The sequence below is a fragment of the Faecalibacterium sp. AM43-5AT genome (assembly GCF_003603345.1).
Classification (GTDB): domain Bacteria; phylum Bacillota; class Clostridia; order Oscillospirales; family Ruminococcaceae; genus Faecalibacterium; species Faecalibacterium taiwanense.
Map to the genome: position 1 here is coordinate 225,073 of NZ_QVGZ01000003.1, position 26,387 is coordinate 251,459.

Below are 26,387 nucleotides of genomic sequence, written 5' to 3' on the forward strand. Positions count from 1 at the left end.
GAGAAGATCATGCGAAAATAGCACTCTTGCGGGGAAAGTGATAAAAATAACAGGGAAAACAAGGTATGTTCAAGAATCCGTCATTTCTTTTTGATATCATATGCACGGCAGCATGGATCATTCTGGTGGTGCGCTATGCGCGCAAGGGCTTTCTTTCGTCCATTGTGCAGCTGGTGGGCAACCTGTTCAGTCTGCTGGGGGCCAAGGAGCTTTCCACTGCCTGCGCCGGCTGGGTGTTCGAGCATATGCTGGCAGGCGGCTTCCGCACCCAGATCGCAGCAAACATTGCTGCGGGCGGTGCGGTAGACCTTTCCGGCATTGCGGAAAAGTATGCGGGCTTCCTGCCTGCTTCTTTCCGCGCTTCCATCGTGGCAGCCTGCGAGCGCTCCATTGGCGCTGTGCTGGCCGATAACGCGGTGGTGCTGGCCGATTCCATTGTGGAAAACGTGCTGCAGCCGCTGCTCACACCGGTGATCACTCTGGTGCTGTTCTTCTTGTTCTACGCGCTTTTGCGCCTGCTGGTCAGTATGCTGGTCACGGTGCTGGGCCTTGTGAACAAGCTGCCGGTCATTGGCACGGTAAACCGCGGCCTTGGCTGGCTTGTGGGCGGTGCCACGGCGCTGATGGATATCTATTTGGTGCTGTGCATCCTGTGGGGCATCATCGTCATCACAGGCGGCAACCTGAATGTGCTCAACGATACGGTGATGAGCAGCAGTCTTTACTACAAAATCTTTAATCTCTTCAACCCTTTCCTGTAAAGGGTTTTGCATAAAGGAGGAACTATGGTCTGTATTCGATGCCAGAAACGTCCGGCGATCATCTTCATCCAGCGGATGGACAATGGTCAGATGAAGCAGGAGGGCTACTGCCTGCACTGCGCCCGTGAGCTGCACATCAAGCCGGTGGACGATCTGATGAAGCAGTTCGGCATGTCGGATCAGGATCTTGATAACATGGAGAACCGCATGGAAAGCATGATGGAGGAGATGGGCGATGCAAACCCGCTCTCCATGATGATGAACATGGCGAATGGCGGCGAGGATGCTGACCCGGACAGCATGGACGAAGATCTGATCCCCGGCAGCAATGCCACCTTCCCGCTGGGCTTTACCAGCAGCGAGAAAAAAGATGGCGACAAAAAGGCCGACCGCAAAAACGGCAAAAAGCCGCCTAAGCGCAAATTTTTGGATACCTATTGCGAGAATCTGACCCGCAAGGCCCGGGAAGGCAAACTGGACGATATCATTGGCCGCGACCGCGAAATTTACCGCACCATCCAGATCTTGAGCCGCCGCCAGAAGAACAACCCCTGCCTGATTGGCGAAGCCGGTGTGGGCAAGACCGCCATTGCCGAGGGCATTGCGGAGCGCATTGCCAAGGGGGATGTGCCCATCGGCCTGAAGGATAAGGAGATCTATCTGCTGGACCTCACCAGCCTTGTGGCAGGCACCCAGTTCCGCGGCCAGTTCGAGCAGCGGGTCAAGGGCCTGCTGAGCGAGGTGAAGGCCGCAGGCAACGTGATCCTGTTCATCGACGAGATCCACACCATCACCTCTGCCGGTGAGAGCGAGGGTGCCATGAATGCGGGCAATATCCTGAAGCCCGCCCTCTCCCGTGGTGAAATTCAGGTCATCGGTGCCACCACCTTCAACGAGTACCGCAAGTATATCGAGAAGGATCAGGCGCTGGAACGCCGTTTCCAGCCCGTGCGGGTGGAAGAACCCAGCGTGGCCGATACCCTTGCCGTGATGAACGGCATCAAGCACTACTATGAGCAGCACCATCATGTGCAGGTGCCTGCCGATGTGCTTTCCGCCACTGTCACCCTGAGTGAGCGCTATATCACCGACCGTTATCTGCCCGATAAGGCCATCGATCTGCTGGACGAAGCCTGCGCCTGCTGCAATCTGGCCCACCCGGTCATTTCCGAGTATCTTGGGATGCAGAAGGAGCTGGATGCCCTGAAGCAGGAAGAAGCCGAGATGGAGAATGCGGACGTCAATGAGCCCATCGACTACGAGCGCGTGGCCGAGCGCAAGACCCGCATTGCAAAGCTCGAAGCCGACCTGCCCGCAAAGCAGGCTGCTGCCAGCGAGATCCAGGTGACCATGGATGATGTGGCCAAGGTCATCGAGCTGTGGACCGGCATTCCGGCGGTCAAAATTCGGGAGACCGAGTTCGCAAAGCTGGCAAACCTTGAGGGCGAGCTGAAAAAGAAAATCATCGGGCAGGACGAGGCCGTGCATCTGGTGGCGCAGGCTATCAAGCGCAGCCGCGCCGACCTTTCCGGCCGCCGCCGTCCCGCAAGCTTCATCTTCGTGGGCCCCACCGGCGTGGGCAAAACCGAGCTGGTCAAGCAGCTGGCAAATCAGCTGTTCGACGGCCCCGACCCGCTCATCCGTCTGGACATGAGCGAGTATATGGAAAAATACGCAGTGTCCCGCATGATCGGTTCGCCTCCGGGCTATGTGGGCTACGAAGAAGCCGGTCAGCTCACCGAAAAGGTGCGCCGCCGCCCCTACAGCGTGGTGCTGTTCGACGAGATCGAAAAGGCACACCCGGATGTGATGAACATTCTGCTGCAGATTCTGGACGAGGGCAAGATCAACGATGCGCAGGGCCGCACGGTGGATTTTTCCAACACGGTCATCTGCATGACCTCCAACGCCGGCAGCAGCGACCAGAGTACCGGCGGGCTTGGTTTCAACAAGAGCGAGGAACAGCTCAGCGAGGAAAAGACCCGCAAGGCGCTGGCCCAGTTCCTGCGGCCGGAGTTCCTTGGCCGCGTGGATGAAGTGATCGCCTTCAAGCCTTTGACGGAACAGACCCTGCAGGGCATTGCGGCCCTGATGCTGGACGAGTACAAGCCCGGCATGGAGGCCAAGGGCATCGCCTACAGCTACACCCCGGCAGCCCTTAAGGCACTGGTGAAAAAGGCCGAGGGCGGCAAGTTTGGTGCGCGCGATTTGCGCCGCGTCATCCGCAAGGCCGTGGAAGACCCCGCCGCCGAAAAGCTCATCGACGGCACTCTTGCTTCCGGCAGCACTCTTGTGGTGGATGCTGGTGAAAACGGCGAAATCATCTTGAAGTAAACAAAAAGAAAGCCCCTGCATCCTTTTTTGGAATGCAGGGGCTTTTCCTCTGTTTGGCGCTGTACGGCAAACTGGAACTTGTCGCGGCGAGGCCCCTCCATCTTGCTGCCGCAAGACCGTTCTGTCACTTAAAAGCCCCACTGGGGCTTTCATTGTTCCGCTTCGCTCCACAAACGCGAACTTGTCGGGGCAAAGCCCCTCCATCTTGCTACGCAAGACCGTTCTGTCACTTAAAAGCCCCACTGGGGCTTTCATTGTTCCGCTTCGCTCCACAAACGCGAACTTGTCGGGGCGAGGCCCCTCCATCTTGCTGCCGCAAGACCGTTCGGTCGCTTAAAGTCCCCACTGGGGACTTTATTGTTCCGCTTCGCTGCGCAAACGCGAACTTGTCGGGGCGAGGCCCCTCCATCTTGCTAACGCAAGACCGTTCGGTCGCTTAAAAGCCCCACTGGGGCTTTCATTGCTCCGCTTCGCTCCACAAACGCGAATTTTCAAATTAGTCTTTGCAAATAACCTTTGAACCTTCACCATCAATTACAATTCCCTGACGGTTGTTAATTGGGCATAGATTCAAATCCGAAAACTCAGTCATTATTTTCTCGGTAACTTTCTTAAATGGTGCTGTAAGATAATGCGGAAGAACATAGAAATCAATCAAATCAATCCCTGCATCATCTTCTTGTGAGTAGTCCTCCGGCTTTTCATCCATTTGCTCGATATATTGGATGCTTGGAGCGCATATAATTGCGCCTGCCGACTCGCCGATCATCAGTTTTCCCTTTGCCAATTCTTTCTTCAACAGCTCATCCGTTCCCGTTTTACGGAGCTGGTCCATAAGAAAGAAAGAATTTCCGCCGGTAAAATATATCACATCCGCATCTTCAAAAACAGACTGTATCGTTGAATAAGCCTCCGTTGAAATATCAATTTCAGTTACGATTGCTCCCAACTTTTTGAATAATTTTCGAGCCGAGCCGACATAACCGGTGTAGCCTTCACGCAGTGAAGCTGTTGGAATAAATGCGACTTTCTTATTTTCAATTTCTTCCTTTATCAGACTTCCTACACTTGAAAAGTGCGAACATAAAAATAGTTTCATCAATATTCTCCTTTATAAATTCCGAGTTGTTGCGTTGAGTATAGCATAATGCGAACAAAAAGAAAAGCGGCGCTGTGAATGCATGATGTTATCCCGCATTGACAAAACTGCGCAGAATCAGTACAATAAAACATAGCTATCCGCAAATTTTTTGCATGAGAATAAAGGAGCGTTTTTCTATGCCGAGCAATAAAGTCCGCACCCGTTTTGCGCCGTCGCCCACGGGTTATATGCACGTTGGCAACCTGCGCACTGCTCTGTACACCTACCTGATGGCCAAGCACGAGGATGGCACCTTCATCCTGCGCATCGAGGATACCGATCAGGGCCGCTATGTGGAGGGCGCTGTGGATGTCATCTACAACACCCTGCGGGAGACCGGCCTGCTGTGGGACGAAGGCCCGGACGTGGGCGGCCCCGTGGGCCCCTATGTGCAGAGTGAGCGCATGGGCATGTTCAAACAGTATGCCGAGCAGCTGGTGGCTGAGGGCAAGGCATATTATTGCTTCTGCACCGAGGAGCGTCTGGAGGCCCTGCACGCCGAGCAGCGCGCCAACGGTGAGATGACCCACTATGACGGATGCTGCCGCGACCTGCCCAAGGAGGAAGTGGAAAAGCGCCTTGCTGCCGGGGAACCCTATGTTATCCGCCAGAAGATCCCCCGCGAGGGCGTGACCGGCTTCGACGATGTGGTGTACGGCCACATCGAGGTGAACAACAGCGAGATGGACGACCAGATCCTCATCAAGACCGACGGCATGCCCACCTACAACTTTGCAAATGTGGTGGACGATCACCTCATGGGCATCACCCACGTGATCCGCGGCAGCGAGTATCTGTCCTCTACCCCCAAGTACAACCTGCTGTATCAGGCGTTCGGCTGGGAGATCCCCACCTACATCCACTGCCCGCCGGTCATGAAGGATGCGCAGAATAAGCTTTCCAAGCGCAACGGCGATGCCAGCTATCAGGATCTGGTGGCAAAGGGCTACCTGACCGAGGCCGTGCTGAACTACATCTGCCTGCTGGGCTGGAGCCCCAAGGGCGAGTATGCCGAGCAGGAGATCTTCTCCCTGCCGGAACTGGTCAAGATCTGGTCTCCGGACGGCATCTCCAAGTCTCCGGCCATCTTCGATCCCCTCAAGCTGCGGGCCATCAACGCAGAATATATCCGCCGCCTGTCCCCGGAAGAGTTCCAGAAGAAGGCGGAGCCGTGGATCGACAAGGCCGTGCACACCTCCATTGACAAAAAGCTGCTGTGTGCAAACCTGCAGCCCCGCTGCGAGGTGCTGGGCGAGATCCCGGAGCAGCTGGATTTCTTTGACGCCATGCCCGACTACGATGTGAGCATGTACGCCAACAAGAAGCAGAAGACCACCCCGGAGACCGCCAAGGAGGCACTGGAAGCCCTGCTGCCTGTGCTCAGCGACGAAGCACTGGATTTTGGCAATCGCGATGCCGTCTTCGATGCCTGCAAGGCCAAGGCTGAGGAGCTGGGCAAGAAGAACGGCTGGCTGCTGTACCCGCTGGGCATTGCCCTTTCTGGCAAGCAGCGCACCCCCGGCGGCGGCACCGACCTTGCCTGCATGATGGGCCGTGAGACCACCCTTGCCCGCGTAAAAGCGGCAATTGAAAAGCTGAACGGCTGATTTTTGCCATAAAACCACAAAGCTCTGCAGAATTTTTGAACGCTGCAGGGCTTTTTTGCGTCTTTGGGCCGGTTTGCGGCAGAACACTGCACCGCGCCAAAAATCGCCGCGCGCCCGCGCTACAGTATATGCAGAAAGCGCGGGGAACAGAACCACAACGCCCCGCCGGAAAGCGGGGAGTTTTTATGACAGAGCGGATGGGTCTGGCAGCGGTCGGGCGGCAGAATAGACAGCGGGCAGCACTGGCACGGCGGGCGGAGCTGCGCCCGGCAGCGCGCAGGCTGGCGGCTGTGGCAGTGGGATTTGCGGGCGGCTGGGCCGTTCTGTACGGTGCACTGATGCCTTTTGGTCTGGGCTTTGTGCTGGGCTTTGCAGAGGACTGCTTTGCCCCATGTGCGGCGGGTGCGGCGCTGGGTGTGCTGCTGCACGGGTTTGGCGCGCTCTCGCTGCGCAGTGTCTGTATGCTGTGCGCGCTGGGTGCTGCAGTGGCAGCGCGGTGGATGGGTGCCAGAACACTGACCCCGGCGGCACTGGCGGGCTGCGGCACGCTGGTGGGCGTGGCGCTGTGCTTTGCCTTTGGCGGCGGCGGGGCAGAGCTGGTGTTTTACAGTGCGGCAGATGCCCTGCTGGCCGCAGCCATGGGCTTTTGTCTGCGGCAGTTTGCGCCCGAAAAGCCGGGTGCCGGGATGCTTCTGGTGGGTGCGGCCGCAGCGGCGGCACTGGGCAGCATACAGCTGTGGCAGCTGCTGCCGGGCGTGATCGTCTGCGCGGCGCTGGAACTGTATTTATGCAGCAAAGGGCAGGCCAAAGCCGCGCTTGCGGCCTGCGCGGTGCTGGGCGCTGCGCTGTGCGCGGCAGACCCGGCCCTCAGCTTTGCGGCATCCGGCCTGGCCTGTGCCACAGCGGCAGCGGCAGTGCTGGCACCCGGACGGCGCATGGAAACGGTAGCCGCCTACGCGGGCGGCTGCGTGACCGGTGCACTCTGTGTGCAGCCGCCCGGGAGCGCGTTCCAATATCTGCTGAACGTCTGCATCGGCATCACGGCCGTAGCGGCCATGCCCACAGCATGGCTTGTGCCGGAGCCGGAAGAAAAGCCGCAGGCAGGGCAGGCCCAGCCGCAGCAGTACAGTGCAGCGGCCACCCGGCTGGAACAGGTGTCCCAGAGCCTTGCATCGCTGGCAGAGACCGTGAACGATGTCTACGAAACGCTGCCGCACCGGCGTGAGGATTTCCATTGGGTAATTGATAACACACATGATACCCTTTGTTTTAACTGCGGACGGCGGGATACCTGCTGGAAGCAGGAGTATGCCGCCACGCTGGAGGGCATGGAAGCACTGCGCCCTCTGCTGGAAAGCAGCGGCGGGCTGGAAACGGCTCAATTGCCCGGGCAATTATCCCGGTGCATCCACCCGGCAGCGCTGTGCGCAGCGGCAAACCGCTCTTTTGCGCTGTACCGCAGCCGCAAGGAGGCCCGCCTTCATGCCGAAGCCATGCGCACTGCCCTGACCGAGCAGTACAGCGCCGTGGCCGAAGCGCTGGGCGTGTTGGGAGAACAGCTGGGCCGTCCGGGCGACCCGGAACCCTATAAATCCGGCCGGGTGGCGGACTTTTTTGCGCAGCTTGGCACTCCGCCGCAGGAGTGTGCCGTCACGCTGGATGATCTGGGCCGCACCCATGCGGCGGTCACGCTGCCGCGCACCCGCTTCTCGGCGCAGGAGCTGGCCGCGCTGGCCGGGGAGGTGGGCCGCATCTGCCGCCGCACGCTGGAAGTGCCGCAGGTGCTTTCCTGCAAGGGAATGACCACTCTGCTGTTCAGCGAAAAGCCTGTGCTGCGGGCCGTGTTCGGCATGGCGGGCGCGGCGGCGCGGGGCAGTATTTCCGGCGATGCGGTGCAGCAGTTCTGCAGCCCGGCGGCAGCGCAGATGATCCTGTGCGACGGCATGGGCACCGGCAGGCCTGCAGCTGTGGATGGCAACCTTGCCGCCGAGCTGACGGCCCGGCTGCTCAAGGCGGGCTTTACCGCAGAGCTGGCGGCAAGGCTGGTCAACGTGGCCCTTGCCCTGAAAAGTGAGGATGAGAGCGGTGCCACGCTGGACCTCATCAGCGTAGATCTTTACACCGGCACGGCAAGGCTGTTCAAGGCCGGTGCGGCACCGGGCTTCCTTGTGCACGGCGGGCGGGTGCGTGCTGTGGGCGACACCAGCCTGCCGGTGGGCATTCTGGGCGGAGTGAACGGACAGAGCCGGGTGGTGCATTTGACGGTGGGCGATTATGCGGTGCTGGTCTCGGACGGGCTGCTGGTGGACGGCCCGGGCTGGGTGGCAAAGCAGCTGGAGCTTTCCGCTGCGGCAGGAGAAGCGCCGGAAAAAGTTGCAAAGACGCTGGTGGAAACAGCCCGCGTGCGCGCCCAGAAGACCGGCAGGCCGGACGACATTACGGCGGCGGTGCTGCGGCTGGAAAAATGCGTTTGATGTTCATACAAACTTCGTTGATTTTCGACGGAGGAGAAGGTATACTATGAAAGCATAGAAACAAAACGGGAGGACAGAAACATGCTTACCATAACCGTAGCGCAGGATGGCAGCGGCGATTTTGCTTCGGTGTCCGAAGCGGTGCTGGCCGTGCCTTATGCCTGCGCAGCAGAGATCTGCATTGGCCCGGGCGTTTACCACGAAAAGCTGGTGTGCGAAAAACAGGATATCACCCTGATCGGCGCAGGCATGGAAAGCACCCGCATCGTGTGGGGCGACGGCGGCAAACTGCCGCACCCGGACGGCAGGCCCACCCACACCTTCCGCAGCTATACCGCGTTTTTCCGGGGGACAGAACTGCGGGTGCAGGACCTGACCATTGAAAACGATGCCGGCCCCGGGGCAAAGGTGGGGCAGGCCGTGGCGGCTTATGTGGACTGCTCTCACACCCTCTTTGAGAATGTGCGGCTGCTAGGCAATCAGGATACGCTGTTCTGCGCCCCTCTGCCGGAGAAGGAGCGGGAGAAGGATGGCTTCCTTGGCCCGGGCCGCTTTGCGCCCCGCCGCCCGACGGCCCAGTATTACCGGCACTGCGAGATCGCGGGAGATATCGATTTTATTTTTGGCGGCGCGGACGCTCTGTTTGAGCAGTGCACCATCCGCACCGTGAACAACCACCTGCCTGCAAGCTACGTCACGGCTCCCTCGGGCCGTGCCGATGGCCTTGGCTTTGTGTTCTGGGACTGCGACTTTGTTTCGGACGACTGCCCGGCGGGCACGGTGTTTCTGGGCAGGCCGTGGCGGCCCACCGGAAAGACTGCCGTGCTGGACTGCCGCCTTGGCGCACACATCGCGCCGGAGGGCTTTTCCGCGTGGCAGAGCCGCACCGACTCCGACCTTGCCAGCTTTGCCGAAGCGGGCAGCACCGGCGAGGGCGCAGCAGCGCGCGGTGCATGGGTGAAGCAGCTGGACAGCCAGCAGGCCGAAGAGCTGCTCAGATGTGCACGGAAGCTTTGTAGACCGGAATAAAAGCGGAAAATATAAAATAAAGTATAAAACGGATTTGAAGGATCTTCTATGAAAAAACTGCCGAATTTTGTCAAATGGATCATCATTCTGGCGGCACTGGCTGCAATGGGCTGGATGATGTGGGCTGTGAATGATCGTGCCTCCCGGGTGGAAATGCCCGCACCGGATAATACATTCGGAATTTATCGCACAGCAGATTCCAGCCAGTAAATCATTTGGAATGGCCGCAGCATTGCAGGCAGAAACGATGCTCTATAGAAAAAGCAAAAGCCGGGACGACCACACGGTCATCCCGGCTTTAAAATTATTCCTGATTATTCCTGCCCGGCCATCTCGGCTGCATTGGCGGGCAGGTCGTTCATGATGAACCAGAACGTAGTGCCCATGCCGATGGCGCTCTGCACACCAAAGCGGAAGCCGTGCTGCTGGAAGATGGCCTTGGTGATGGAAAGGCCCAGACCGGTGCCCTGCTTGCCGGCATCCGAACGGGAGCGGTAGTACCGATCAAAGATATAGGGCAGGTCGTCGGCAGAGATGCCGGGGCCGTGGTCCTCCACCTCGATCCGCACGCCCTCGGTGCAGCGCTGGGCCCGCAGGATGAAGATGCCGTCTTTGCCGATATGGTGCATGGCGTTGCCCAGCAGGTTATGCAGTGCGCGCTGCATCATGTTGGGGTCTGCGTAAACGGGCAGTTCCTCGTCCGGCAGCTCCAGCTGGAGCTGCCAGCCGTTCTGGGCGCAGATGGCATCGTACCGTTCACTCACCTCGTCGCACAGCTGGCCCATATCAAAGTGCACGCGCTCGCATTTGTCGGCACCGCTGGTCACCTTGCTCAGCTCCATCACGCTGGAGACCAGTGCGGTCAGGCGGTCGGTCTCGTCCACGATAATGTTCATCTGCTCATCGCGGTGGGCCTTGTCGTCGCCGGTAATGTCGCGCACCGTCTCGGCATAGCCCTTGATAAGGGTCAGCGGGGTGCGCAGGTCGTGGGAGACGTTGGCCAGCAGGTCGCGCTGCATCTGCGAAGAATGCTGCACTTCGCTTGCCATGTGGTTGAAGTCCCGGGCCAGATCGCCCAGCTCATCGCTGCGGCGGGTATCCACCTGCACGGCATAGTTGCCCATGGCCATCTGGCGGGCAGCGCTGGAAAGCTGGCGCAGCGGCTTTGTGAACCACTCACTGAACAGCCATGCCGCCGTCATGGCAAAGGCAAAGATCAGCGCCGCTGCCATGGGCAGCACGGTGCTCAGCACCTTGCCGGCTTCGGCCACATGCACAAGGCTGGTAGTGACCAGAACGGTGTACTCGCCGCCGGAGGTGTTGCGCCCTACCAGCAGCTGTGCCGAGCCGGAGAGCCGCGGCGGATTCAGGGTCTGCACAAAGCCGCCGGTGGTGCGGCATTTCTTGCGCATGGCCACAGCGGTGGAAACGATCATATCGTTGTTGGCGGAATCCGAGAGCAGCGTTTCGTGCAGGTTGCAGTAGGACTGGTTCTCGATCTTATAGATCGTGCGCATGGTGGTATCGGAAATATCCACACAGAAGCTGTTCAGCGAACCGCTGGCGTACAGCTGGGTGGCAAGCCGGTCAAAAAACGTGGTGTTGACCGTAAGATGGCCAAAAGACCATGCCGAAAGGGATTCGCCGTTTGCAATAGCCTTGTCCAGCTCGGCGGTGATGCTTTCTGCCTGAGTGGTCAGCTGTTTTTCAATGTGCTTGGTGTACAGCGGTTCCAGCAGCTGGGTGGACAGAAACCACACCAGTGCCAGCAGGAACAGACAGATACAACACAAAAACCACATCAGCTGGCCGCGGATGCCGGGGGAGTGATGGTGCCGCATGAATCCTCCGCTCCTTTATCAGCGCGTTGCGTCGGGGTCGAATTTGTAGCCGATGCCCCACACGGTAGCAATGTAGCTGCGGCACTTGCCCAGATGGCCCCGCAGCATTTTGACATGGGTATCCACGGTGCGGTCCTCGCCAAAGTAGTCGTAGTTCCACACCTTCTGCAGGATCTTTTCACGGCTGAGGGCGATGCCCTTGTTGGAAGCAAGGAACACCAGCAGGTCGAACTCCTTGGGGGTCAGGGCCACCTCCTCGCCGGAAACGCGCACCGTGTGGCTGGCCGTGTCGATGGTCAGCTCACCAAAGGTCATGGTGTCGGAGGCAGCGGCGGGCTTGGGCATGGTGCGGTTCAGCACGGCCTTGACGCGGGCTACCAGCTCACGGGGAGAGAAGGGCTTGACAACGTAGTCGTCGGCACCGCTCTCCAGGCCGGACAGCTTGTCGTATTCCTCGCCGCGGGCGGTCAGGATGATGACCGGCGTGTTGATGTGGCGGGCGCGCATCTCCCGCAGGCAGGTCATACCGTCCATGAACGGCATCATCAGGTCCAGAATGACCAGATCGAAGGCCCCGCCGGACAGTTGGGTCAGCGCAGCTGTTCCGTCGGCGGCTTCTTCACAGATATAACCGGAATATTGTAAATGTTCACGGATCAGCTCGCGGATACGCGGCTCATCGTCAACGATCAGGATCTTAGCCATAATACAGACACCTTCCTCAATAATAGACTTCTTGACCAGAATATCATACAGCAAGAATAAAAAAAAGCTGTGAAGTTTGCGTGAATGCTTTTCAAAAAAGTGCCCGCAGCGGCGGGCTGCTTCCAGTACCAGTATACCACAGAAAAACGGCCCTGCACAGCCGGAGTTTGCAGGGCAGACCGCAGGCCCAGCCGGATGGTGGTGCTTTCCGACCTGCACAATTCCGAGTTTGGCGCATATAATAGTGAGCTTGTGGATAAGGTGCGGCTGTTTGGCCGTGGGATGTGCTGTGCGGCTTTGCAAAGCCGCTGCTTTCCACAGCGCCCTGCAGAGCGGTTTTTACGCTGTCCGTCACCCCAGCGGCATGATGTTCTGCGGTGCAGTGCCCAGAAACGCCGGTGCCTCCGGCGACGCAGCGGTCAGGTTCGTCTTGCTCACCTTCCACCACAGGCGGGTGGTGCCGTCCGGCGCGGTAAAGATCAGGTTCCAGTCAAAGGGATTCTCGCTGGTGGAGTTCAGCTGCACCGGCAGAGCGTTCGGCGCAGCTGGTGCGCAGGGGGCAAAGTCGTGGGCGCGGATGCCCACGGCGGTGCAGGTTTCCGGCACCTCGGCGGCAAGGTGAAGGGGCGCATCCCAGCCAGTCAGGCGCACGGTGTGGGCATCCACGCGGGTGCAGGACAGAATGTTCTTGCAGCCGGTCAGCCGTGCGGCGGTGGTGCTCTGCGGGTCTGCAAACACCTCTTTGGTGCCGCCGGTGCGCAGCACCTGCCCGCCATCCATCACGATCATATCCCGGCACAGGCGGTAGGCTTCGTCACGGTTGTGGGTGACCAGCAGCGCCGTGCCGCCAAACCCGGCCAGCAAGCTGCCCACTTCGCTCTCCACTTCCTCGCGCAGGTAGCTGTCCAGCGCACTGAACGGCTCGTCCAGCATCAGAATTTTGGGTCTGCCCACAAGGATGCGTGCCAGCGCGGTGCGCTGCTGCTGTCCGCCGGAAAGCTGGGCCGGGTAGCGCTTGGCAAGGGATTCCAGCCGCATGGCCTGCAGCATTTCGGCGCAGCGGGCCTTGCGGGCGGCCTTGTCTTTTTCGGCTTTCAGGCCACAGAGCACGTTCTGCTCCACGGTCATGTTGGGGAACAGTGCGTAGTTCTGGAACAGCAGGCCCACGCCGCGCTGCTGCGGCGGCAGGTCGATGTGCTGGGCGCTGTCAAACAGCACCCGGCCGTCCAGTACAATGCGGCCCGCATCCGGCTTTACGATACCGGCAATGCAGCGCAGGGTCATGCTTTTGCCGCAGCCGGACGCGCCCAGAATGGCTGTGGCGGTGCTGCGCGCGGCAAAGTTGGCGTGAAGGGTAAAGCCATTCAGCTTTTTGGTAATGTTCACTTCAAGACTCATGCGCGGCCACCTGCTTTCTGTTTTTTCTCCAGCAGATTCACGGCCAGCAGCACCACTGCCGAGATCACGATATCCACCAGCACCCAGCGCATGGCACCGGCTTCGTCGTTGGTGCGCCACAGCTGGTACACGGTGGTGGCAATGGTGGCGGTCTTGCCGGGGGTGTAGCCTGCGATCATGCTGGTGGCACCGTACTCGCCCAGCGCGCGGGCAAAGGCCAGCACCGTGCCGGCCAGAATGCCTTGACGGCAGCAGGGCATCCGCACCCGCCAGAAGATCCACACGTCCGACTGGCCCAGCGTTTGCGCCGACCATGCCAGCGTTTCGTCAAAGCTTTCAAACGCGCCGCGCGCCGTGCGGTACATCAGCGGAAAGGCCACCACGATGGATGCAAAGATGGCACTGTACCAGTTCATGACCAGCTTCACGCCGAAATGCTCCATGAAAAAGGCACCCAGCGGCCGCTTTGCGCCGAACAAAAGCAGTAGAAAATAGCCCACCACCGTGGGCGGCAGCACCATGGGCAGGGTGAGCACCACGTCCAGCGCGCCTTTGACAGTGCGCGGCAGCTTGGCAATATAGTAGGCGGCAAAAATGCCAAGGAAGAACACCGCCGCGCAGCTGACGAGGGCGATGCGCAGGCTGTTCCAAAGGGGATACCAGTCCATAAATGATACCTCCGAACAAAAAGGCTTCCCCCGGAGGGGAAGCTCTGAAAAACAACGGATTTACAGTGCGCTGAAGCCCACGCCCTCGAACACGGTGGCGGCGCGGTCGGTCTGCAGATAGGCCAGAAACTCCCTGGCAGCCTCGGCGTTGGGGGCGGCCTTCAGCACGGCGGCAGGATAGATGACCTGACCGCACATCTCCTTGGTGGCCTCATCCACGGGGGTCAGGCCTGCGCTGTAGGCATCGGTGCAGTACACGACACCGGCATCCACGCTGGCTTCGGTGATCTGGGTGGTGACTTCCTTGACGTTGGAGCCGTAGGTGATGACACCGGCTGCGGCCAGTGCTTCCTCGTCCAGAGCGTAGTAGGCAAGGATCTTCTGGGTGTACTGGCCCACGGGCACATCGCTGTTGCCCATGCAGAACAGGATGTCCTCGGCCTTGAGGTGCTCGGCCAGAGAATCGAAGCTGTCGATGCCCTTATCGCCATTCTCGGGCACGCACAGAACGACCTTGTTCTCCAGCAGGTCCACGCGGGAATCGCTGTCCACGAAGTCCAGTCCTTCGGTGTTCACATCGGCGGAAGCGGTGCTGTCCAGCTGGTTCATCTGCTTCTGACCGGCGGAAATGAACAGGTCGCAGTCCGCGCCTTCCTGGATCTGGGTCTTGAGGGTGCCGGAGGAGTCGAAGTTGAAGCGGAAGGTCACCTCCGGGTGTTCTGCCGAGTAGGTCTCACCGATGGCGGTGAGGGTCTCGGTGAGGGATGCAGCGGCAAACACGATCAGCTCCATGGATCTACCGGTAGCTTCAGAAGGAGCAGCGGCAGAGCCTGCCACGGAAGATGCAGTGCTGGAAGCGGAGAAGCCGCAGGCGGTCAGGGCCGCAGCGGCACCGGCGATACCGGCAGCAGCCAGAAAACTGCGGCGGGAAATTTTAGTGTTGTTCATGATAAGCGCTCCTGTTTTTAAAATGAATTTTTGCATTTGATACGGTACAGGATGCGGTGCCGCCCACCGGGATACTTTTTTACTTCCGGGCGCATTCGCCGTCCAGCCCGGCGGCAAGGTGGATGCCGTGCGCAAGGCTGGGCAGGATGTACTCGAGGTTTTCTTTTACGGCCTTAGGGCTGCCCGGCAGGTTCACGATCAGGGTCTTGCCGCGCAGCACGCTGACACCGCGGCTGAGCATCCCGCGCGGTGTGATGGTAAGGCTATGGTACCGCATGGCCTCGGCAATGCCGGGCGCGTTGCGTTCGGCTACGCTCAAAGTCACCTCCGGGGTGATATCCCGGGGTGCAAAGCCGGTGCCGCCGGTGGTGAGGATCAGATTCACCTGACGGGCATCCGCAAGGCGCAGCAGCTGGGTTTTGAGCTGGGCGGCATCGTCCGGCAGAAGCAGTGCTTCCTCCACCTTGTAGCCTGTGGCGGTGAGCATTTCCACAATGAGCGGGCCGCTTTTGTCCTCCCGTTCGCCGCGGCTGCCCTTATCGGAAAGGGTGATCACCGCCGCACGCAGGGGCAGATCTGCCGGGGTGGGCAGCAGCTTCATCTCGTTGCCGGTGTGGATGGTGCCGCCTTTTACCACCCGTGCGAACACGCCCTCCCGCGGCATGATGCAGTCGCCGGTCTGCTGGCGGATGGCGCAGCCGCTGTGGCACTCCTTGCCGATCTGGGTCATTTCCAGCACGGCATCCCCAATGGCAAAAAAGCTGGGCACCGGCAGGGTGGCAAGATCGAACCCTTCCACCACCAGATTTTCGCCAAAGGCACCGTAGTCCACCCAGAGCTTTTGACGGAAAGCTTCAATTTTTTCCGCGCTCAGCAGGCTGACCTGACGGTGCCAGCTGCCGCCGTGGGCATCGCCCACAATACCCCACTCCGGGGTGAGAACAGCGGACGGCACCGGCGTTTTCAAGGTGCCGCGCCGGGGGCTTATGCAGATAGCCAGAATTTTACCCATAAATTTGTGTTATCCTCCGATCCGGTACATCCCTCGTGTGGCGGGCATGGAGCCTTGGCCGAAGTGATGTTCCCGGGGTTTTGCCAGAATCGTGTTTTGAATGGCCTGCAAAAGGGCCGCGTCGTCCGCGCCGCTGCGCAGCAGAGCACGCAGGTCGGTGCCGGATTCGCTGGCAAGGCACGGACGCAGAAAGCCCTGACTTGTCAGCCGTACACGGTTGCAGGAAGCGCAGAATTTGCCGTGCACGGCAGCAATCAACCCGATGCTGCCGCGCCAGCCGGGCGCAGAATAATACACCGCCGGCCCATCGCCAAAGGCCGCACCGGTCACCGGCTGCAGCTGCGGCCAGCGGCGGTAAAAGCGCTCCAGCAGTTCCGGGCCGGAAAGGCCGGGCAGCCCGGCACCAAAGCCAATGGGCATCATCTCAATAAAGCGCACCTGCAGCGGATGCTCCTGTGCGAAGGCAGCAAGGCTTTCCAACTCGCCCTCGTTCACGCCGGGCTGCGGCACACAATTCAGCTTGACCGGAATGCCGCTGGCAAGGGCCGCCCGGATGCCGTTTTGCACGGCGGCAAGCTCGTCTTTGCCGGTGATGCGCCGGAAGGTCTCCGGGTGTAAGGTGTCAAGGCTGATGTTCACGCTGTCAAGGCCCGCCGCCAGCAGGGCGGGCAGCTTCTGGGTCAGCAGCACGCCGTTGGTGGTAAGGGCAACGCGGCGGATGCCGGGAATGGCTTTCAGGCCCGCCGTCAGTTGTTCCACGCCCCGGCGCACCAGCGGTTCACCGCCGGTGATGCGCACCGTGTCGATGCCGCACTGGGCGAACAGCGCAGCCAGCCGCAGAAATTCCTCATAGGTCAGAATATCTTCGTGGGCCAGCTTTGGCACGCCGTCCGGCATACAGTAGCGGCAGCGCAGGTTGCACAGGTCGGTGAGCGAAAGGCGCAGATAGTGGATATTGCGGCCGTATGCATCAAACATAGCCGCCCTCGGCCCGCACATAGTGCCCGCTCTTGCCGCCGGTCTTCTCGACCAAGTGGATCTCGCCCAGCTCCATGCCCTTATCCACGGCCTTGCACATATCGTAGATGGTGAGCAGCGCGGCAGAAACGCCGGTCAGAGCTTCCATTTCCACGCCGGTCACGCCGGTGGTCCTGGCGGTGCACACGGCCTCTACGGCCTGCTGTTCGGGCAGAAGGTGAAAATCCACAGTCAGCTTGCTCAGCGGCAGCGGATGGCACAGGGGGATCAGCTCGCTGGTGCGCTTGGCCGCCATGATGCCTGCAATGCGGGCCACGCCAAGCACGTCGCCCTTCTGGGCGGTGCCGTCCAGAACAGCGGCAAAGGCTGCCGCATTCATAGTGATGATGCCGCGGGCCACAGCCTGCCGTGCAGTGACGGGCTTTTCGCTCACATCTACCATCACGGCGCTGCCGGACGCATCAAAATGAGTCAGATTGTTTTCGTTCATAAAGATCGTATCTTTCTTGTTAAAGTGAATCAAATTTTCAAACGTCCTCGCCCTCTCAGGCTCATTTCATTCGCCAGCTCCCCCAAAGTGGGAGCCCTTGGCAGTCCACGCAAGCTTCATCTCTTTGCCAAGGCCTCTCCCTTTGGGAGAGGTGGATTTGCGAAGCAAAGACGGAGAGGGCGAGCAAGCTGTCCTCAGCAATGCCCGAAGCCGCAGTTGGGCCAGTGGCATTCGGCGCAGCCTAAGCACAGCCCGCCCTCGCCCAGCCGGGCAATGTCCTCGGCAGTGATGGGGTCGTCGGCCAGCAGGCGCGGCAGCAGCAGGTCAAAAATGGTGCGCTTGGCGTACATCACGCAGCCGGGCAGGCCGCACACCGGCACACCGTCCAGATAGCTCACAAGGAACATGGCACCCGGCAGCACCGGTGCGCCATAGGTGATGATCTCGGCACCGGTGTTCTTGATGGCAAGCGGCGTGCGGTCGTCGGGGTCCACGCTCATGCCGCCGGTGGTAAAGATCAGCTCGCAGCCTGCGGCCTTTGCTTCCAGAATGGCGGCGGTGATCCCGGCGGGGTCATCGTCGCAGGTTTTGTGATAGGTCATCTCACAGCCGTATTCGGCCAGCTTGCCCACCAGAATGGGGGTGAATTTGTCCTCGATGCGTCCCTTGAATACCTCGCTGCCGGTGGTGATGACCGCAAACTTTTTCGGGTGGAAAGGCAGCACGTTCAGGATGGGTTCGCTGCCTGCCGCAGCCTGCATGGCATCCATCTTCTCCTGCTCGATCACCAGCGGGATGATGCGGGTGCCGGCCAGCTTCTGGCCCTTTTTCACGGGCAGGTCGCCGTGGATGGCAGCGATCATCATTTGGGGCGTGCGGTTCACGGCCAGCAGAGCGGCGCGGTCGATCTTCAAAAGACCGTCGCAGTCGGCAACCAGTTCGATCTTGCCTTCCTTCGGCTCAGTGCCGTGGATGTTGCGGCCCGCCGCTGCCTTGTACAAAAGGGCAGCGGCTTCGTCCTCGTGCAGGATGCCGGGGCGCTTCTCCCAGACATAGAGATTTTCTTTGCCAATGGAGAGCAGCACGGGAATATCCTCCGGCTGGACGATGTGCCCTTTGCGGAAGCGTGCTCCCTTGAACTGGCCGGGAATGATCTGTGTGATGTCGTGGCAGAGCACCTGCCCGACAGCGTCTTCGGTACGGATGAGTTTCATGCAGAACCTCCGTTACAGGGACGGCATCTGGTTCTCGATCCAGTCTGCCAGAGCAGTAGGATCGTCCAGTGCAAAATCAGCGCCCGGCACATCGCCCACGATGGCCATGGGCTGGAACGCGGTGCCCACCGGGCTGACCGAGCTGCGCACCACCTCGATCTTGGCCCAGCCGCTGTCGCCAAAGCCTTCCAGCAGTACAAGGTCGTAGCCGTGGCGCTCGAACAAAGCCAGCAGGTCCTGCTCGTTCAGGCGGAACTGCTCGGTAAGCAGATAGCGCCCGGCAGTAAACACGGCCACACCCTCGGCACCGGCCTCATGCAGGCGGTCGGTCTCGGCGGGCAGGCGCAGATCGTCAGCCTCGCGGATCACGCCCACCTTCAGCCCGCGGCTCTTGAGCACCGGCAGCAGCGCGGCCAGCAGAGCGGTCTTGCCGCTGCCTGCGGAACCGCTGACAGCCAGCACTGCCGGATGCTTGAAGCTCAGTTCGGCGGCAAGCGCCTGTTTTTGTTCACTGTACAAAAGTATCACCCTCCGTTTTATCCCATCGGCAAAAACTGCCGGTTCACTCCTCAATGCGCACAAAGCGCGGCTGCACTTTGCCGTCCCGCTCCACGGTCTCGCACCACATGGCGGCAGGACGCACCCAAAGCCCGCGTTCCCCGTACAGGGCGCGGTACACCACCATTTCCTCTTCGGTCTCGCTGTGGCGGGCCATGCCCAGCACTTCGTATTCGTTGCCCTTGAAATGCCGGTAGCGGCCCGGCTGCACATGATATTTGAATGCTTCCATGTTATCCTCTTTTACACTGACATGCGGCATTCCGGTGCAGAATGCCATATTTATAATCAGTATAGCATATTTCAGCACGGCAAAAAAGGCTTTGGCAGGAAAGAGGAAGAAAAAGGCGGCAGGCGGCGGCAAAAGCCGGGAGACAGAGTTGGGTGCTTGAACTGCCGCGCCACAGATGCTATACTGAAACGATAAGGGGATATCCCCCCTGAAAAAGCTCTGAAGATAAAGGAAAAAGCCCTATGAGGATCGGACTTGTTGAATTTCTGCTCATCCTTGCCATTGCGTCGCTCACCATCGGGCCGCAGGTGGCATTGTTCGTGGATCGCTGGATGCGCCGGGCAAACCGCGCCAATGCCCGCGCTGCCCGCCGCCGTGCCGAGTATGCGGCCCAGATGGCGGTGGAGCGGGACGCGCTGCTCAAGCGGTTCCGCACGGCCAGCACGGTGTTTGGCGTGTGCATCCTGCTGGCGCTGGTGTACGCACTGGTGTTCCGGCCCATCGATACGCCGCCACAAGGCTACACCGCGCCGGATGTCCGGCAGGACACCGGTGCAGCACAGACGGCCCTTGCCGCCGATCATAAGGGAACGCTGGATCTGGGCGAATATCAGGGTGTGGACTGCATCCGCACACAGGACGGCCTTGTGTATGCCGCAGCATACGACGGCGCAGCCTTAAAAAAGCGCACGAGCGACCTTGTGCGCACCGACGGCGGACACGATGCGGCCATCCTTTCCGTGGACGGTGAGCTGACCGGCTTTGCCTTTGACGGCAGCGGGGACCTGTGGCTGAGCATCCTCACGCCCGGCGGCGGCAGCCTGTGCCGCGCCGCCCACGACAGCTGGGGCACGGCGGTGGAGCAGGTTGTGACCCAGATCGACGGTGCACCGCTGGGGGATGTCTCAGCGGTGGAAGCCGCGCCGGACGGCAGGATCTACTTTGCGGTTGCTGCCAGTGCCAGTGCCGCGGACGGGCTGGAGAGCACTCTGCGCACCGAACTGCTGGCCCACACCGGCACGGGCTGTGTGTATGTATACGACCCGGCAGCACGCACGGTGCAGAAGGTGCTGGGCGGTGTGGCCGGTGCTTCCGGGCTGGCCCTGAGCCGGGACGGCAGCACGCTGTTCGTGGCTGACCTTGGGAACCGCTGTGTGTGGAGCGCTGCCGCCGATGCCCGCGACCTGACGGCGGGCGGTAAAAACTGCCAGAGCTTTGTTTCCGGCCTGCCGGGGTATCCCGGTGCGCTTGCTGTGGATGCAGACGGCACATTGTACATCGGCTACCGGTGGGCGCGCAGCAGCTGGCTGGAAAAGAACGCCGACAGCACCCTGCTGCGGGGCATTGCCCTGCGTGCAGGCCGGAATCTGCAGGAAAAGCTGTTCAGCCTGCCTGCCGATGCGCCCTGCGCGGAAGCTGTAGATACGGCAGACGGCAACTGGAAGCGGACGGTCTCCAGCAAGGGTGCAGGCGGTGTGACAGCTCTGTGCCCGGTGGAGAGCAGGCTGTATCTCGGCCTTGCAGGCAGCGAAAAGGTGCGCAGTGCAAATCTTTGATCTTTGATAAAAACCGAGGTGTTTTTTATGACAGAAGAATTCAAAAAACAGATCGAGACGCAGGCCCGGCAGGCAGTGACCGAACTGCTGGCCGAAGCAAAGCTGAAAAAGGGCGATGTGTTCGTGGTGGGCTGCTCGTCCAGCGAGATCGTGGGCGGGCACATTGGCAAGGATTCCAGTCTGGAAGCCGCGCAGGCCGTGTACGCGGGCATTGCCCCAGTGCTGGCCGAAAACGGCATCTGGCTGGCCGCGCAGTGCTGTGAGCATCTGAACCGCGCTATTATCATCGAGCGCGAAGCCGCCGAAAAATACGGCTGGGAAGAGGTGTGCGTGGTGCCGCGCCCCCACGCAGGCGGCAGCTGGGCCACTACCTGCTGGAAGAAGTTCCGGGAGCCTGTGGCCGTGGAAGAGATCCGTGCCCATGCAGGCATTGATATCGGCGGCACCCTGATCGGGATGCACCTGAAGCGGGTGGCTGTGCCGGTGCGGCTGAGCCTTTCCAAAATTGGTGAAGCGAACATTCTGTGCGCCCGCACCCGCCCGAAGCTCATCGGCGGCGAACGCGCCAAGTATACCGAGGAGGACTGAGCATCATGGCAGAAAAGAATCTGGAACAGATGCAGGAGGCCGTGGCAGAGATCCGGGAAAAGATGGCAGCCGCGGCCCGTGAGGCAGGCCGCGACCCGGCAGCGGTGCAGCTGTGCGCCGCCTGCAAGACCCGCACGGCGCAGACCGTGGCTGCAAGCGCAGCCCTGCCCATCGATGTGTTCGGTGAGAACCATGTACAGGAGCTGTGCGCAAACTTTGACGCAGGTGCTTACTGCGGCAAGCCCAGCCACTTTATCGGCCATCTGCAGACGAACAAAATTAAAAAAGTGCTGGGCCGTGCCAGCCTCATCCAAAGCGTGGACAGTGAGCATCTGCTGAACGCCATCGAGAAGGAAGCAGCCAAGGCCGGCATCGTGCAGGACGTGCTGCTGGAGGTGAACATCGGCGGCGAGGAGAGCAAGACCGGCGTGGCACCGGAAGCGCTCTGGCCGCTGCTGGATGCTGCTGCCGCACAGGAGCACATCCGGGTCAAGGGGCTGATGGCTATTCCGCCCGTGAACGACGACGATACCCGCAACCGTCGCTATCTGGCCGAGGTGTACAAGCTGTTTGCGCAGGCCGGAGAGCGCGGCTATTCCAACGTGTCCATGGAGACCCTCTCCATGGGCATGAGCGGCGACTTTGAAAACGCCATCCGGGAGGGTGCCACCCTTGTGCGCATCGGCACCGCCATCTACGGCGAGCGGGATTACAGTAAAAAAGTGTAAAAATAAAAACGGCCTCGCCCTCTCAGTCGCTTGCGCGACAGCTCCCCCAGAGTGGGAGCCTTTGGCAGTCCACGTAAACTTCATCTCTTTGCCAAGGGCTCTCCCTTTGAGGAAAGACTTCCCCCGCGCCGGGGGAAGATGGCGCGTAAGCGACAAAAGGGGGAATCTGGCAAATCCGAAGGATTTGACTGAGAGGGCGAGCCCACTGAAAAGTATCTGAAACATCCTGAATCGTAAAAGCCTGAAGAAAATCAAAAAACGGAGGAACCATGTCAAAAACCAAGATCAACGACCCCGGGGCGCACCACGCAGGCAGCGGTGCGCTGATCCGGCGTTTTCTGCCCTATCTGGCAAAGTACAAAATGACCCTGTTTCTGGACCTGTTCTGTGCAGCGCTGACCACCCTGTGTGACATCGTGCTGCCCAAGATCATGAGCACCATCACCAACGCCGCCATGGGCGTGGGCATCACCCTGACGGCGGGCATCGTGCTGCGGCTGGCAACACTCTATTTTGTGCTGCGCATCATCGACGGCGCAGCCAGCTATTACATGTCCAGCATCGGTCATATCATGGGCGTGCACATCGAGACGGATATGCGCCGCGATGCCTTTGACCACCTGCTCAAGCTGGACCACACCTACTACAACAACACCAAGGTAGGCACCATTATGGGCCGCATCACCAACGACCTGTTCGATGTGACCGAGTTCGCCCACCACTGCCCGGAGGAATTTTTCATTGCGGCCATCAAGATCGTGGTATCCTTTATTATCCTGTGCCGGGCCAGTGTGCCGCTGACGCTGGCGGTGTTCGCCTGCGTGCCGCTGATGGGCGTGGTGTCCGTTTACCTGAACGGACGGCTGCGGGCGCGGTTCCGCCAGCAGCGCGTGCAGATCGGCGAGCTGAACTCCACCATTGAGGACAGCCTGCTGGGGCAGGGTGTCGTGAAGGCCTTTGCCGCCGAGGATGAGGAACGCGAGAAGTTTGCAAAGGGCAATAGGGATTTTGAGCAGATCAAGACCCTCGGCTACTACGCCATGGGTGCCTTCAACACCTCCACCCGCCTGTTCGACGGCCTGATGTATCTGGTGGTCATTCTGGCAGGCGGCCTCTCGCTGGTGTACGGCAGGATCACCGCCGGTGACATGGTGGCCTATATGCTGTACGTCACCACCCTTATTGCCACCATCCGCCGCATCGTGGAGTTTGCCGAGCAGTTCCAGCGCGGCATGACCGGCATCGAGCGCTTTGCCGAGATCATGGACACCCCTGTGACCATCGGCGATGTCCCGGATGCGGTACCGCTGCAGCCCGGTCCCGGTGACATCCGGTTTGAAAACGTCAGCTTTGAGTACCCAGACGACCACAACAAGGTGCTGCACAACGTCAGTCTGGATATCCGGCCGGGCGAACGGCTGGCGCTGGTCGGCCCCTCGGGCGGCGGCAAGACCACCCTGTGCAACCTCATCCCCCGCTTCTACGAGGTGACCAGCGGCCGCATCCTGATCGATGGGCAGGACATCCGCCATGTCACTCTGAAGAGCCTGCGGCAGGACATCGGCATCGTGCAGCAGGACGTGTATCTGTTCAGCGGCACGGTGGCCCAGAACATCGCCTACGGCAAGCCCGGTGCCACCCGCGAAGAGATCATGGAAGCGGCGCGTCTGGCCGGGGCGGAAAAGTTCATTCTGGCCCTGAAGGATGGCTTTGATACCTATGTGGGTGAGCGCGGTGTCAAGCTCTCCGGCGGACAGAAGCAGCGCATCGCCATTGCGCGGGTGTTCCTGAAGAACCCGCCCATCCTCATTCTGGACGAGGCCACCAGCGCACTGGACAACGAAAGCGAGATCCTGGTGGGTCAGAGCCTGGAAAAGCTGGCCCATGGCCGCACTACCCTCACCATCGCCCACCGCCTGACCACCATCAAGGACTATGACCGGATCCTCGTGCTGGGCGAAGAGGGCATCGTAGAATCCGGCACCCACGACCAGCTGCTGGCAAAGCAGGGCGTTTATTACCGCCTGTGGAACCAGCTGCCGGGGGAAGATACGCTGTAAATTTTATTGAACGTACAAAGAAAACCCGGAAACGACCGTCGTTTCCGGGTTTTTAAGTTTCTGAAAAAATACCGCTGAATTATTCACCCACGATCAGGCGCACAGAACCATAGATACCAGCATCGTTGCCGAGGATGGCGGGCACGATGGGGGTCTCACGGCAGGACTTGAAGGCATAGACCTTGAAATGCTCCCGCAGCGGGGCAAACAGCACCTCGCCTGCGCGGGACACACCGCCGCCGATCATAAACATCTCGGGGTCGGTGGTGGCAGCGATGCTGGCAAGTGCCAGACCCAGCGTGTCGGTCATCTCGTCCACCTCACGGGCGGCAAGGGCATCGCCATTGCGGGCGGCATCAAACACGTCCTTGGCGGCAAACTCGGTGCCGCGCAAGGTGCAGGGAGTGTCCGGGTTCTCGTCCAGCAGCTTCTTCATGCAGCGCACAACGCCGGTGGCACTGGAATACTGCTCCAGACATCCGTGCTTGCCGCAGCCGCAGGCGGCGGTCTCGTGGCGGTCCACGGTGATGTGGCCGATCTCGCCGCCGGCACCGTGGGTGCCATCGATGACCTTGCCGTTGACGATGACGCCGCCGCCCACGCCGGTGCCCAGCGTGACCATGACCGCGCTGCGGCAGCCCTTGGCGGCACCCATCCAGATCTCGCCCAGAGCGGCCACGTTGGCATCGTTGCCCACCAGAACCTTGATGCCGCCCAGCATGGTGCTCAGCTCTTCGGCCACATTATGCTTGCCCCAGCCGCCGAGGTTTGCACAGATGATGGGCACGATGCGGCTGTCCAGAACAGGGCCGGGCACGCCCACGCCCACGCCCTCTATCTGCTCAGCGGCAAGGCCTTTTTCCTGCATCTTGCCCTGCACGGCAGCGGCCAGATTTTTCAGAATGTGCTCACCGGCGTTGGAGGTGTCGGTGGGAACTTCCCACTTTTCCAGCAGTTCGCCGGTGGTCTTGAACAGGCCGATCTTGGCGGTGGTGCCGCCCAGATCGATGCCGAATGCGTATTCCTTCATAGTTCATTTACCCCTTCTGCGGCCCGGGGCCGCATTTTTCATTCATACAGCCAGTATAGCACACCCGCTCCGAAAAGAGCAGTGCCGCTGCGGATTTTCATGCAAACAGACGGAAAACACAGTGGATATTTGGCACAAATGCCAGTGCTCACCGCACGGTGTTGGTCAGGCTGCCAATGCCGTCGATCTCGCAGCGCACCGTGTCGCCGGGCTTCAGAAACTGCGGCGGGTCCATGCCCATGCCCACGCCTGCCGGGGTGCCGGTGGCAATGATGGTGCCGGCCTTCAGGGTCATGCCCTGAGTCAGCTCGTGGATCACGTGGTCGATATCAAAGATCTGCAGGCCGGTGTTCGAGTCCTGCCGCTTTTCGCCGTTGACAAAGCTTCGGATGCCGAGCTTGGGCGGGTAGGTGCCGAACTCGTCTGCGGTAACGATGCAGGGGCCGATGGGCGTGAAGCCATCGAGGCTCTTGCCGAAGTACCACTGCTTGTGGGCGGTCTGCACATCGCGGGCGGAAACATCGTTCAGGATGGTGTAGCCGAACACATAGTCTTTTGTCTGCCCGGCGGGCACATCCCTGGCATCTTTGCCCAGAACCACAGCCAGTTCGCATTCGTAGTCCAGCTTCTGCACAAGGTCGGTGTGAGCTTCAATAAAGCCGCCGTCCGGCACAGCGCGGGAAACGCGCTTGGAAAAATAAATGGCATCCTGATGTTTGGTTGCAAAGGCATCGGCAGAGTATTTCTCCGCTTCGTCCGAGTGGGCCATGTAGTTGATGCCAAGGCACACCACATCCTGCGCCGGGCAGGGAATAGGGCTTTGCAGCTGCATGGCATCCACGGGCAGGGCCGGGATGCCCGCAATGGCAAGCTGCAGGCCTGCCCGAACCTGCGGGGTCAGAAAGGGGATGGCATCGGACAGGGTTTCGTAGGAAAGGCCCAGCCAGCTCAGCGGCCAGATCTGTGTGCCGTCCGGCGAAAGAATAGCCGGATCTTCTACGCCGTCCGGCAGGCGGCAGGTGACAAAACGCATTT

Annotated in this window: 24 protein-coding genes; 10 read left to right on the forward strand and 14 right to left on the reverse strand. The window is 60.4% G+C overall.

Going from position 1 to position 26,387, the window contains the following annotated elements; all coding sequences use genetic code 11:
- Positions 1-65: 65 nt before the first annotated feature.
- Together DW937_RS06295 and DW937_RS06300 are read left to right on the forward strand one after the other, a co-directional pair.
- Complete coding sequence (locus DW937_RS06295) at positions 66-761, forward strand: hypothetical protein (protein ID WP_120120446.1); 696 nt, start codon at positions 66-68, stop codon at positions 759-761.
- Between the two features lie 24 nt (positions 762-785).
- Positions 786-3,095, forward strand: a complete 2,310-nt coding sequence (locus tag DW937_RS06300) for an ATP-dependent Clp protease ATP-binding subunit (RefSeq protein ID WP_120120447.1) — start codon at positions 786-788, stop codon at positions 3,093-3,095.
- Between the two features lie 496 nt (positions 3,096-3,591).
- On the opposite strand, the gene DW937_RS06310 is transcribed toward DW937_RS06300, so the two are convergent.
- On the reverse strand, positions 3,592-4,194 hold the full coding sequence (locus DW937_RS06310; protein WP_120120448.1) for a Type 1 glutamine amidotransferase-like domain-containing protein: 603 nt from the start codon (positions 4,192-4,194) through the stop codon (positions 3,592-3,594).
- A 179-nt stretch (positions 4,195-4,373) separates the two neighbouring features.
- On the opposite strand from DW937_RS06310, the gene gltX reads away from it, so the two are divergent.
- From gltX to DW937_RS14900, 4 genes are all read left to right on the forward strand, one after another.
- Positions 4,374-5,843 (forward strand): glutamate--tRNA ligase, encoded by a 1,470-nt coding sequence (gene gltX / locus DW937_RS06315; protein ID WP_120120449.1) that lies wholly within the window; start codon positions 4,374-4,376, stop codon positions 5,841-5,843.
- 185 nt (positions 5,844-6,028) lie between these two features.
- The gene (locus tag DW937_RS06320; protein WP_243111434.1) at positions 6,029-8,317 is read left to right on the forward strand and encodes a PP2C family protein-serine/threonine phosphatase; all 2,289 of its coding nucleotides are present in this window, start codon (positions 6,029-6,031) and stop codon (positions 8,315-8,317) included.
- Positions 8,318-8,398: 81 nt separating this feature from the next.
- Entirely contained in the window at positions 8,399-9,346 is a 948-nt protein-coding gene (locus tag DW937_RS06325; protein ID WP_120120451.1) for a pectinesterase family protein, read from the forward strand.
- 48 nt (positions 9,347-9,394) lie between these two features.
- On the forward strand, positions 9,395-9,556 hold the full coding sequence (locus tag DW937_RS14900; protein WP_165852638.1) for a hypothetical protein: 162 nt from the start codon (positions 9,395-9,397) through the stop codon (positions 9,554-9,556).
- Positions 9,557-9,660: 104 nt separating this feature from the next.
- Here DW937_RS14900 and DW937_RS06330 read toward each other — a convergent pair whose 3' ends face one another.
- The 11 genes from DW937_RS06330 to DW937_RS06380 form a co-directional block, all read right to left on the reverse strand.
- Complete coding sequence (locus DW937_RS06330; protein WP_118527741.1) at positions 9,661-11,187, reverse strand: HAMP domain-containing sensor histidine kinase; 1,527 nt, start codon at positions 11,185-11,187, stop codon at positions 9,661-9,663.
- Positions 11,188-11,205: 18 nt separating this feature from the next.
- The gene (locus DW937_RS06335; RefSeq protein WP_120120452.1) at positions 11,206-11,892 is read right to left on the reverse strand and encodes a response regulator transcription factor; all 687 of its coding nucleotides are present in this window, start codon (positions 11,890-11,892) and stop codon (positions 11,206-11,208) included.
- Positions 11,893-12,243: 351 nt separating this feature from the next.
- Positions 12,244-13,290, reverse strand: a complete 1,047-nt coding sequence (locus tag DW937_RS06340; RefSeq protein WP_120120453.1) for an ATP-binding cassette domain-containing protein — start codon at positions 13,288-13,290, stop codon at positions 12,244-12,246.
- Positions 13,287-13,958 carry a molybdate ABC transporter permease subunit gene (gene modB, locus DW937_RS06345; RefSeq protein ID WP_097774260.1) on the reverse strand — a complete coding sequence of 224 codons (672 nt, stop codon included), beginning with the start codon at positions 13,956-13,958 and terminating at the stop codon, positions 13,287-13,289. The genes DW937_RS06340 and modB overlap by 4 nt, the downstream gene beginning before the upstream one ends.
- Before the next feature lie 60 nt (positions 13,959-14,018).
- A complete protein-coding gene (modA, locus tag DW937_RS06350; RefSeq protein WP_120120454.1) occupies positions 14,019-14,906 on the reverse strand; it encodes a molybdate ABC transporter substrate-binding protein in 888 nt (295 codons plus the stop codon).
- A 79-nt stretch (positions 14,907-14,985) separates the two neighbouring features.
- A complete protein-coding gene (locus DW937_RS06355; RefSeq protein WP_120120455.1) occupies positions 14,986-15,918 on the reverse strand; it encodes an MOSC domain-containing protein in 933 nt (310 codons plus the stop codon).
- Between the two features lie 9 nt (positions 15,919-15,927).
- Positions 15,928-16,896 carry a GTP 3',8-cyclase MoaA gene (gene moaA, locus DW937_RS06360; protein ID WP_120120456.1) on the reverse strand — a complete coding sequence of 323 codons (969 nt, stop codon included), beginning with the start codon at positions 16,894-16,896 and terminating at the stop codon, positions 15,928-15,930.
- Positions 16,889-17,386 carry a cyclic pyranopterin monophosphate synthase MoaC gene (moaC, locus tag DW937_RS06365; RefSeq protein WP_120120457.1) on the reverse strand — a complete coding sequence of 166 codons (498 nt, stop codon included), beginning with the start codon at positions 17,384-17,386 and terminating at the stop codon, positions 16,889-16,891. Before moaC ends, moaA begins: the two co-directional genes overlap by 8 nt.
- Positions 17,387-17,580: 194 nt before the next feature.
- Complete coding sequence (locus DW937_RS06370) at positions 17,581-18,600, reverse strand: molybdopterin-binding protein (RefSeq protein WP_097776976.1); 1,020 nt, start codon at positions 18,598-18,600, stop codon at positions 17,581-17,583.
- 12 nt (positions 18,601-18,612) lie between these two features.
- Positions 18,613-19,119, reverse strand: a complete 507-nt coding sequence (locus DW937_RS06375; RefSeq protein ID WP_044953247.1) for a molybdopterin-guanine dinucleotide biosynthesis protein MobB — start codon at positions 19,117-19,119, stop codon at positions 18,613-18,615.
- 43 nt (positions 19,120-19,162) lie between these two features.
- Positions 19,163-19,390, reverse strand: coding sequence for a DUF1653 domain-containing protein (locus DW937_RS06380; protein ID WP_154256597.1), 228 nt, complete (start codon positions 19,388-19,390; stop codon positions 19,163-19,165).
- A gap of 242 nt (positions 19,391-19,632) precedes the next feature.
- Here DW937_RS06380 and DW937_RS06385 point away from each other — a divergent pair, with 242 nt between their 5' ends.
- From DW937_RS06385 to DW937_RS06400, 4 genes are all read left to right on the forward strand, one after another.
- Positions 19,633-20,946, forward strand: a complete 1,314-nt coding sequence (locus DW937_RS06385) for an SMP-30/gluconolactonase/LRE family protein (protein WP_120120458.1) — start codon at positions 19,633-19,635, stop codon at positions 20,944-20,946.
- Positions 20,947-20,973: 27 nt separating this feature from the next.
- Positions 20,974-21,534 carry a TIGR01440 family protein gene (locus DW937_RS06390; protein ID WP_005937663.1) on the forward strand — a complete coding sequence of 187 codons (561 nt, stop codon included), beginning with the start codon at positions 20,974-20,976 and terminating at the stop codon, positions 21,532-21,534.
- 5 nt (positions 21,535-21,539) lie between these two features.
- Entirely contained in the window at positions 21,540-22,262 is a 723-nt protein-coding gene (locus tag DW937_RS06395) for a YggS family pyridoxal phosphate-dependent enzyme (RefSeq protein ID WP_120120459.1), read from the forward strand.
- A gap of 269 nt (positions 22,263-22,531) precedes the next feature.
- On the forward strand, positions 22,532-24,322 hold the full coding sequence (locus DW937_RS06400) for an ABC transporter ATP-binding protein (RefSeq protein ID WP_120120460.1): 1,791 nt from the start codon (positions 22,532-22,534) through the stop codon (positions 24,320-24,322).
- 79 nt (positions 24,323-24,401) lie between these two features.
- Here the strand turns inward: DW937_RS06400 and DW937_RS06405 are convergent, their stop codons facing one another.
- Together DW937_RS06405 and DW937_RS06410 are read right to left on the reverse strand one after the other, a co-directional pair.
- Positions 24,402-25,352, reverse strand: coding sequence for an ROK family glucokinase (locus tag DW937_RS06405; protein WP_120120461.1), 951 nt, complete (start codon positions 25,350-25,352; stop codon positions 24,402-24,404).
- A 148-nt stretch (positions 25,353-25,500) separates the two neighbouring features.
- Positions 25,501-26,385 (reverse strand): fumarylacetoacetate hydrolase family protein, encoded by an 885-nt coding sequence (locus DW937_RS06410; RefSeq protein WP_120120462.1) that lies wholly within the window; start codon positions 26,383-26,385, stop codon positions 25,501-25,503.
- Positions 26,386-26,387: the final 2 nt, after the last annotated feature.